Genomic DNA, 8,828 nt, shown 5'->3' with positions numbered 1-8,828 from the left:
GAACTCGGTTCAGTGCAGTGGCCCTGCAACGAGAAGGCGCCGGAAGGCACGCCGATCATGCATATCGGCGGCTTCGTCCGCGGCAAGGGTAAGTTCATCATCACCGAATATATCGCGACCGACGAGCGCACCGGTCCGCGCTTCCCGTTGCTGCTCACCACCGGCCGGATCCTCAGCCAGTACAATGTCGGCGCGCAGACCCGCCGCACCGAGAACGTGGTCTGGCACGCCGAGGACCGGCTGGAGATCCATCCGCACGATGCCGAGCAGCGCGGCGTGCGCGATGGCGACTGGGTGCGGCTGAAGAGCCGCGCCGGCGAAACCACGCTGCGCGCCCTGCTCACCGACCGCGTTGCACCGGGTGTGGTCTACACCACCTTCCACCACCCGGACACGCAGGCCAACGTCATCACGACCGAGTTCTCCGACTGGGCAACCAATTGTCCGGAGTACAAGGTCACCGCGGTGCAGATCTCACCGTCGAACGGTCCATCCGACTGGCAGAAGGCCTATGACGAGCAGGCCCGCCACTCCCGGCGCATCGCGCCGGTGGTGGAGGCCGCGGAGTAGCGATGCGCGATCCCGTCCACAAGGCAAACCGGAAGGTCTGGCGCAACGGCGCGTTCAGCGAGGGTGCGCGCCTGATCCCGGAGGAGACCGCGCTGGCGCTGACCTACAATGGCGGCACCTATGCCGTCATGATGGGTACGCCCGAGGACCTCGCCGATTTTGCCACAGGCTTCAGCCTGAGTGAGGGCATCGTGCAATCGGCCGACGAGATCGAGACGCTCGACATCGTTGAGCTCGATGACGGCATCGAGCTCAGGATGTGGCTCACACCGGAGAAGGCCACGCTGATCGCCCAGCGCCGGCGCAATATCGCCGGCCCGACCGGCTGCGGTCTCTGCGGCATCGACTCCATCACCGAAGCTATCCGGCCGGCCGCGATCGTGCCCGCGGGCCGGTCGTTCTCGCCGCGCGAGATCATGACCGCGGTGGCGGCCGTCGCCCCGCTGCAGGAAATCAATCACCAGACCCGCGCGGTGCATGCCGCGGCATTCTGGACGCCTGGGCGCGGCATCGTGGCGCTGCGCGAGGATGTCGGACGTCACAATGCGCTCGACAAGCTCGCCGGCGCGCTGGCGCGCGACAAGGTCGTGACCAACGAGGGCATGGTGGTGCTGACCAGCCGCGTGTCGGTCGAAATGGTGCAGAAGACCGCGGCGATCGGCGCACCGCTGATGGTCGCGGTGTCGGCCCCGACCGCGCTGGCGCTGCGCACGGCGGATGCCGCCGGTATCACGCTCGCTGCGATCGCCCGCACCGACGGATTTGAGATCTTCACCCATCCGGAACGCGTCACGGGCGCGGTGACCGGCAAGGAGTCCGCTTATGTCGTCGTCGCCTGACAGGCTGGTCTACATGGCAAACCAGATCGGAAAGTTCTTCCACAGCCAAGGTCACGACCGTGCGGTGTCGGGTATTTCCGAGCACATCTGGAAGTTCTGGGATCCGCGGATGCGCAAGCAGATCTTCGCCCATCTCGACGCCGGCGGCGCTGGCCTCGATCCCAACGTGCTCGACGCGCTGCAGAAGCTGAAGCTGCAGGCCTAACCGCCGCCCACGATCGCGTTGAACACCCGCCGCACCTCGCCTTGCGTTTCGCGCAGGCGGGCTTCCAGCGTCGAGAAATCCGGCGAGTCGCCGGCCCGCGCCATCACGCGCAGCAGATCTTCGCCGGCGGCTTCCGGATTGAACTTACCGATCACGCAGAGCCGCAGGATTTGCGTGAGGTCGTGATAGAGCCGCACGGCCGAGCGCAGGATCTCGACCTCGGACTGGCCGAGCAGGCCGAGCTTCGCCGCATGGTCGAGCACCTGCAGCGTCGAGACGCTGAGGATCTCGGGCTTCGCAGCCGCATGCGCGAGCTGGAGATATTGCGCGATGAAATCGACGTCGACCAGCCCGCCCGCGGCGAGCTTAAGGTCCCAGACATCGGCCTCGCCTTTTTCCAGCGCAATGGCGCGCCGCATGTCGGCGACATCGGCGGCGGTGCTCGCCGAATCACGCGGTCGCGTCAGCACGCTGCGGATGATCGCCTCGATCTTCGCGCGGAACTGCGGTGACGCCGAGATCACGCGCGCGCGGGTCAGCGCCATGTGCTCCCAGGTCCAGGCCTCGCGCTCCTGGTAATCGGCAAACGCGTCGATCCGCGAGGCGACCGGACCGGCGCGGCCGGACGGCCGCAGCCGCATATCGACCGCATAGAGCACGCCGTAATTGGTGCGGGTGGTGAACGCGCTGATCAGGCGCTGGGTGAAGCGGGCAAAATACTGCGCGCCGTGCAGCGACCGCTCGCCATCGGAATCCGGTGCCTCGGTGTCGTAGTCGTAGAGTAGGATCAGGTCGAGGTCGGAGGACGCGGTCATCTCGCGGCTGCCGAGCCGGCCCATCGCGATGATCGCGGTCTCCTGCCCGTTGATGCGGCCATATTGCGCGGCGAACTGGTCGGTGACGAGGCCATGCACCGTGTGCACGATGCCCTCGGCAACATCGGCAAAGGCGACACTCGCCTGTTGCGCCGAGACGGTGCCGGAGAGGATCCGGGTGCCGATCAGGAACAGGCTCTCCTGGCCGAACAGCCGCAGGCGGTCGAGGAAATCCTCGTAGGAGGACGCATCCTGCAGCGTCACCGCCAGTCGCTCCGACAGCTCTTTCTTGTCGGGCATCGCGCCGAAGAACCGTGGGTCGATCAGGCCGTCCATGATCTGCGGCTGGCGTGCCAGCATGTCGCCGAGCCGCGGCGCTGCGCCGAGGATCAGCGCCACCAGCGCGACGAGGTCGCGGTTCTGGCTGAGCAGCGAGACCAGCCGCCCGCCGCGCTGTAGCGCACCGAGGAAACGGTCGAACGCTACCACCGCATCGTCGGGGTCCTCGGCATGCGCGAGGCCGTCGATCAGGCCGGGAAGGAATTCCAGGAAGGCCGCGCGCGTCGCTTCCACGCGCAGCGCGCGGTAATCGCCCTCGATCCACTGCTGCACGGTCCCGGCGACCGCGACGGGCTTCTTGAAGCCGAGATTGGCGAGATGGTCGAGCAGGCGGGAGTCTTCGGGCCCGGCGCCGTAATCGGTTTGCGGCAGCGTCGCGGTGCCGGTCGGATCGTCGCCCTCGAACAGCTTGCCGTAATGGCCTTGCACGGTCTTGAGATGACCGAGCAGATCCTTCGCGAACGCCTCGCGATTCTCGTAGCCGAAGAAATGCGCAAAGCGCTCGACCGCATCGGCCTCTTCGGGCAGCGAATGGGTCTGCTCGTCGGCGATCATCTGCAGCCGGTGCTCGACCCGGCGCAGGAACTCGTACGCCGCCGTCAGCTCGTCACGCGCCTCAAAGGTGATCCAGTTGCTGTTGGCGAGGGCATTCAAAGCCTCCAGCGTCGGCCGCACGCGCAGGTCCGGGTGCCGGCCGCCGGCGATCAGCTGCTGGGTCTGGGCGAAGAACTCGATCTCGCGGATGCCGCCACGGCCGACCTTGACGTTATGGCCCTCGACCGAGATCTCGCTCTGGCCACGAAAGGTCTGCATCTGCCGCTTCATGTCGTGGACATCGGCAAGCGCGGCGAAATCCAGGTGCTTGCGCCAGACGAACGGCGCGAGCTCGGCGACCAGCGCTTCGCCAGCCCTGGGGTCGCCGGCGTAGGGCCGCGCCTTGATCATCGCGGCGCGCTCCCAGGTCCGCCCCTCCCGCTCGTAGTAATGCAGCGCGGCGACGGTCGATATCGCGACCTGGGTCGAGGCCGGGTCGGGCCGCAGCCTGAGGTCAACGCGGAACACGTAGCCCTCGCCCGAGCGCTGTTGCAGAATCCGCGCCATCGCCTGTGTCACGCGCACGAAGAACGGCTGCGGTTCGATGTCCTCGGCAAGCGACGTCGCCGCCGGATCGAAGAACACGATCAGGTCGACGTCGCTGGAATAATTCAGCTCACCGGCGCCCATCTTGCCCATCGCGAGCACGATCAGTCCGCTGCCCTCTTCCGGGTGTTCGGGGTCGGCGGCGGTCATCCGGCCGCGGGCAACCTCCTGCCTGAGCAAAAAGCGCAGCGCCGATTGCACCGAAGCCACCGCAACGTCGGTCAGCGCCGCGGTCACCCGCATCACCGGCCAGACGCCGCCGATGTCGCACAGCGCGATCATCAGCGCGGCCTCCGCCTTCAGGCGGCGGAGCAGATGCATGACATCGGCCTCGCTGCCGGCTGAAAACACCGCGCGCGAGGTGTTCTCGATGAGCGCTGCGAGGTGCGACTCCGGGTCGCACGACAGGATCCGGATCAGGCGGGCGACGTCAGCACGCGCCAGTTCGAACAAATAAGGCGAGAACTCGGCGATGCCGCGCAGGATGTCCCGTGCGAAGGGATGCGCCAGCAGCGCGTCGAGCGCAGCCGATTGCGCCGGTTCGAGCTCGGCGAACCAGTCGGTCAGGCGCTGTTCTACGGATGGGGATGCGGCGACACGCGGTCCATCCGCGAACCGCGCGGCCAGACGATGTCGATCCGCGTTTCCCGGCGCGGCGGCATTCATGCCGCCTTCTGTGGCACATCCTGCGTTTGAGCCGCAAGCCTGTCACTGCCGCCGACGCGCACCGGCAGCACCAGCGTCGCGACCAGGCCGGGGTGCGCATCGCCGAACCGGAGCTCGCCGCCATGGAGCGTGGCGACGGCCGAGGCCAGGCTGAGGCCAAGACCGGACCCGGGCAAGGTGCGGCTGGCCTCGAGCCGCACAAAGCGCTCCACCGCGTGCTTGCGATCGCCCTCGGGTATGCCGGGACCGTGGTCGGTGACGCTGAGTAGGACTTGGTTGCCCTCGCGCCGCGCCTCGATCAGGATTTCCCGTGCCGCGGCGTTCAGCGGCTGGACGGCATCGGGCTTGCCGTATTTGATCGCGTTCTCGACCAGATTGGCGACGGCCTGGCTGATCAATTCGCGGTTGCCGTGGATCGGCGCCGGAGCGGCCTTCACCCGCAGCGTCATATCGTCGTCCTCGGCAAGCGGCTCGTAGAGCTCGTGGATGCCGTTGGCGACGTCGGCGGCGTCGAAATCGTCCATGTTGCCGCGGGCCTGGCCGGATTCGGCGCGCGCGATCATCAGCAGCGCATTGAAGGTGCGGATCAGGCCGTCGGATTCCTCAATCGTGCGCTCCAGCGCCGCGCGATAGTCGGCCTCGCCGCCGGACCTCGCCAGCGCCTCCTCGGCGCGATTGCGCAGCCGCGTCAGCGGTGTCTTGAGGTCATGGGCGATGTTGTCGGAAACCTCCTTCAGGCCCATCATCAGCGCCTCGATGCGCTCCAGCATGGCATTGAGGTTTTCCGCTAGGCGGTCGAGTTCGTCACCGCTGCGGCCGACCGGAAGCCGACCGGACAGGTCCCCCGCCATGATGCGCTTGGTGGTGCCGGTCATTGCGTCGATCCGGTGCAGCACGCGGCGGGCGACGAAGATGCCGCCGCCAATGCCGAGCACGACGACGACCAGGATCGACCATTGCGCGGCCTTGGCGACGATCCCGAACATCCGTCGCCGTTCCTCGAGATCGCGGCCGACCAGCAGGCGGAAGCCGTTGGCCATCTGGGTGACACGCACTAGCGCGCGATGGTCGGTATTGTCCTGATCGTCGAGCCGCCGGTAGGCGGTCTCGGACCAGCCCTCCGTGCCTATCACGCCCGGCGCCAGCGAGCCGACATTGCCGGCAAGCGCCTGCCCATTCGGCGCCGTGACCAGATAGAGGTTGGCACCCGGGCGCAGCGCGCGGTTGCCCATAGTGAACAAGAGGCCGCTCAGGCCGCGGCGATTATAGATGCCGGTGATCTCGCCGATCTCGGCGTTCACGGTGGTGGTGATCTGCTCGGTGATCAGCCGCCGCGTGTTCCAGGCGAAATAGGCCAGCAGCGAGGCGGCAAACAGCGCAAACAAAAGCAGATAGACCAGCGTCAGCCGAAACGCCGTGGTGCGGATCAGTTTACCGAATGCCGTCACGGATCACATATCCAATCTGAGCGCTGCGTCCTGCTATCACTGACCGTCGTCACTGTTTTATTTCCTTTATTTCAATGAACTATCTTCATCTACCGTCGTCTGACTTCGCTGAAGATCGCTCAACGCCGGCCGGTTTTGGCGAAATACTGGTAAATTGACGCCACTCTCCCTTCTAAAGTATCCGTGACGGTCATACATCCAAAGCAGGTCGATTTTGGAACAACTGATCATCACGACCGAGCATCCGTGACGGTAAGTGGTAAGCGGAAGGGGAACGTTAAAGTGGCACTCAATTCGAACCAAGTTAAATCCCTGCAAGCTGGCGTTCATGCGGACGGTGGGGGGCTTTATCTGGTGGTGCGCGAAAGCGGCGATCGGGTGTGGGCCTTCCGCTTCACTGACCTCGAGGGCAAGCGGGCGCAGATGGAGTTCGCCAGGGCTGGCGACCGCGACGGCGCAAGCGGTGACGTTCTGACCCTAAGCAGCGCGCGCGAGAAGGCGCGCGACTATAAGGTCGCGTTGAAGCGCGAGGGCATCGATCCGCGCGTCAAGAAGCGGGTCACCGCTCAGGGCAGCAAGACGTTCAAGGAGTTTGCCGAGGAGCAGTATCCTGATTGGTGCCGAGGGTTGTCTGAAGAGGAGTTGAAGCAGTGGCAGCGCTCCATCCGGGACGTGCCGAGCCTGCACGACAAGAAGCTCCAGGAGATCACTACCGAGCACGTGCTGGAGGCGCTCAAGGCGATCTGGACCGTGAAGCCGGTCACAGCGTCGCGGACGCGCCAGCGGATCGAGCGGCTGATGGACGCTGCCAAAGCGTTGAGACTGCGCACGGGCGAGAACCCAGCCGCATGGCGCGGCAACCTCAAGCATCTGCTGCCGTCGCCCCGCAAGCTGAATCGCAAGAAGGGGCATCGGTCAGCGCCATACACGAAGATGCCGGGAATGATGACAGGGCTGCGCTATGATCCCGGCAACTCCGCGCGCTGCACAGAAGTCGGCATCCTCACCGTGTCGCGGAGCCAAGAAATCCGGCTGATGGAGTGGACGGAGCTCGACTTCGAAGCAAGGACGTGGATGGTTCCGGCTGAGAAGATGAAGATTAAGGGCGAGCTAGAGCCGAAGCCGCACCTCGTCCCGTTGTCAGATCAGGCCATCGAGATCATCCAATCGATGCCGCGCACGGACAAGTACGTGTTCCCCTCCGACCATGCGGAGGAACATCAGCCGTTCCGGGCGAACGCGCTTGTTGGGGCCATCGAACGCACTGCCGTCAAATCCACCATGCATGGTTGCCGCACGAGCTTCCGAAATTGGGGCGCTGACAACAACGAGCACAATTTCCGCCGCGAAGTGCTCGAGTTCTGCCTGTCACACCGTATCGGCGATGAGGCAGAACTTTCGTATTGGGACAGCGAGATGATCAAGCGACGCCGCGAGGTGCTCCAGGCGTGGGCTGACTTCATCAAGCCGCCCAAGGATACGTCGAGCGAGCAGCAACCCGAAAGAAAGCGGCAAAAGCTCAATCTCGTCGCCTAACGAGGCGCACAAAGATTTCAGCGAGCAACCTTCAGCATGTGGTGTCAGCTCAGTGCCGCTTTCTCTTCGCAAGGCACCCCAACTGACCATTTTAACATCTTGATATTTCGGTAAGAGCCGCCGTTCGTATGCAGGCGGCCCATAGGCTCAAATCCTGAATCTGTGACCTTCAGGTTATGAGCCTAACGAGCTACCGGGCTGCTCCATCCCGCGCCACCAAGTATCGAACCTTCGCTGACGGCCGGATGTTCCGGTGAGGTCCAGCTGATGACCAAGGAGGTTAATTAAGCCGCCGAATGTTGCGCGCTGATTGTCGGAGCTTCACGAATAGTATTCCCCAGCGGGTCATCGCGGAACCGTTTCGCGTGGTGCAGCTTGGTCTATATGCACACGTTCGAGACATCTGATCGAAAACTCGCGCGGCGCTATCGGTATCATCAACATCGCCGCCAAAAAGCAACCTTGATCGTAAAGGGATCGCTCGTCGCGGGATTGGTTCATTCGGTCATGGAAGTTGAGTCGAGCACCCCGACGCGCTGGATTATCAAGGTTGTTGCCAATCCGCACCGAGCAGCCGGACTGATCACCCCGTTAGGCCTCGGCCCGAGCGGTGCTGTCCTTGTTCGGAAACTCGCTCTGGCAAATTGGGATGGTGGTCAAAATTGACCGGCCGGGCATGGCTATCTGTGATCAACTGGAAATGGATGCTGCTTAGGCGCGAGCAGCATTCCCACACACGGCCCCGGTGCTCGCCAGCCCCGGCGCTGGGGCCGGTCTGCCCTAGTGCGGGCGAGAAGTTCCCCACTGGAGAAACGCCCGAAGCTTCTCGCAATCGATGAGGTGCATCCTTGGCAAGCCAACGATTCAGGCGATGGTCTCCCGGAGACGACGCGCGGCTTTTAATGATGGGGGCCGCCGAAATTCATCCAAGGGAGATAGGAAGGGCGCTCGGTCGGACCGAGGTCGCGATTGATCTTCGCCGCGCCGCGCTCGCCAAAAGGCAGCCCGGAAACATCAGTAATTTTTATGAGTCCATAAAATACTAATGGGGCTACCAGTTTGTTCTTCGGCCGGAACGAATACCACTTGCTAAGCATCGGGTCGCCAAGTCGGGCCACCTGCTGGATCAGTGACCTCGGCTTCGTCAGCGTGAAGTGAAGCCGGGCCTCACAGAACGGGTCAGCACCACGGACGGTAATATTCCGGAATCCACATTGCTGTGGAAAACTTTAATCTAACTGTTGCCGGGGCTAGTTTTATTTCATCAGAA

General features: G+C 64.2%; 7 protein-coding genes. 5 read left to right on the top strand and 2 right to left on the bottom strand.

What is annotated here, in order from left to right; all coding sequences use genetic code 11:
- The 3 genes from UP10_RS18770 to UP10_RS18760 form a co-directional block, all read left to right on the top strand.
- Positions 1-570, top strand: a 570-nt coding sequence (locus tag UP10_RS18770; RefSeq protein WP_044591223.1) for a molybdopterin oxidoreductase family protein, incomplete at its 5' end; no start/stop codon positions are given.
- A gap of 2 nt (positions 571-572) precedes the next feature.
- The gene (gene fdhD / locus UP10_RS18765; protein WP_044588791.1) at positions 573-1,409 is read left to right on the top strand and encodes a formate dehydrogenase accessory sulfurtransferase FdhD; all 837 of its coding nucleotides are present in this window, start codon (positions 573-575) and stop codon (positions 1,407-1,409) included.
- Positions 1,393-1,614 (top strand): formate dehydrogenase subunit delta, encoded by a 222-nt coding sequence (locus UP10_RS18760; RefSeq protein ID WP_044588790.1) that lies wholly within the window; start codon positions 1,393-1,395, stop codon positions 1,612-1,614. The genes fdhD and UP10_RS18760 overlap by 17 nt, the downstream gene beginning before the upstream one ends.
- Here UP10_RS18760 and UP10_RS18755 read toward each other — a convergent pair.
- Together UP10_RS18755 and UP10_RS18750 are read right to left on the bottom strand one after the other, a co-directional pair.
- Positions 1,611-4,574, bottom strand: a complete 2,964-nt coding sequence (locus tag UP10_RS18755; RefSeq protein ID WP_044588789.1) for a bifunctional [glutamine synthetase] adenylyltransferase/[glutamine synthetase]-adenylyl-L-tyrosine phosphorylase — start codon at positions 4,572-4,574, stop codon at positions 1,611-1,613. The genes UP10_RS18760 and UP10_RS18755 overlap by 4 nt on opposite strands.
- Entirely contained in the window at positions 4,571-6,022 is a 1,452-nt protein-coding gene (locus tag UP10_RS18750; protein WP_044588788.1) for a sensor histidine kinase, read from the bottom strand. Before UP10_RS18750 ends, UP10_RS18755 begins: the two co-directional genes overlap by 4 nt.
- 282 nt (positions 6,023-6,304) lie before the next feature.
- Between UP10_RS18750 and UP10_RS18745 the strand changes: the two genes are divergently transcribed.
- Both UP10_RS18745 and UP10_RS44405 read left to right on the top strand, forming a co-directional pair.
- Positions 6,305-7,558: a tyrosine-type recombinase/integrase gene (locus UP10_RS18745; protein ID WP_156180141.1), complete on the top strand. Its 1,254-nt coding sequence runs from the start codon at positions 6,305-6,307 to the stop codon at positions 7,556-7,558.
- Positions 7,559-7,942: 384 nt separating this feature from the next.
- Positions 7,943-8,224 carry a hypothetical protein gene (locus UP10_RS44405; protein ID WP_197086842.1) on the top strand — a complete coding sequence of 94 codons (282 nt, stop codon included), beginning with the start codon at positions 7,943-7,945 and terminating at the stop codon, positions 8,222-8,224.
- Positions 8,225-8,828: the final 604 nt, after the last annotated feature.

The organism is Bradyrhizobium sp. LTSPM299 (assembly GCF_000938235.1).
In the GTDB taxonomy this organism is placed as follows: Bacteria; Pseudomonadota; Alphaproteobacteria; order Rhizobiales; family Xanthobacteraceae; genus Bradyrhizobium.
The sequence above is the reverse complement of the archived record's forward strand: the minus strand, read 5'-3'. Positions and strand labels throughout refer to the sequence as shown.

Coding starts and splice junctions, on each gene's coding strand:
- UP10_RS44405 (WP_197086842.1), top strand. CDS start 7,943: ATGCACACGTTCGAGACATCTGATCGAAAACTCGCGCGGCGCTATCGG.
- UP10_RS18755 (WP_044588789.1), bottom strand. CDS start 4,574: ATGAATGCCGCCGCGCCGGGAAACGCGGATCGACATCGTCTGGCCGCG.
- UP10_RS18760 (WP_044588790.1), top strand. CDS start 1,393: ATGTCGTCGTCGCCTGACAGGCTGGTCTACATGGCAAACCAGATCGGA.
- fdhD (WP_044588791.1), top strand. CDS start 573: ATGCGCGATCCCGTCCACAAGGCAAACCGGAAGGTCTGGCGCAACGGC.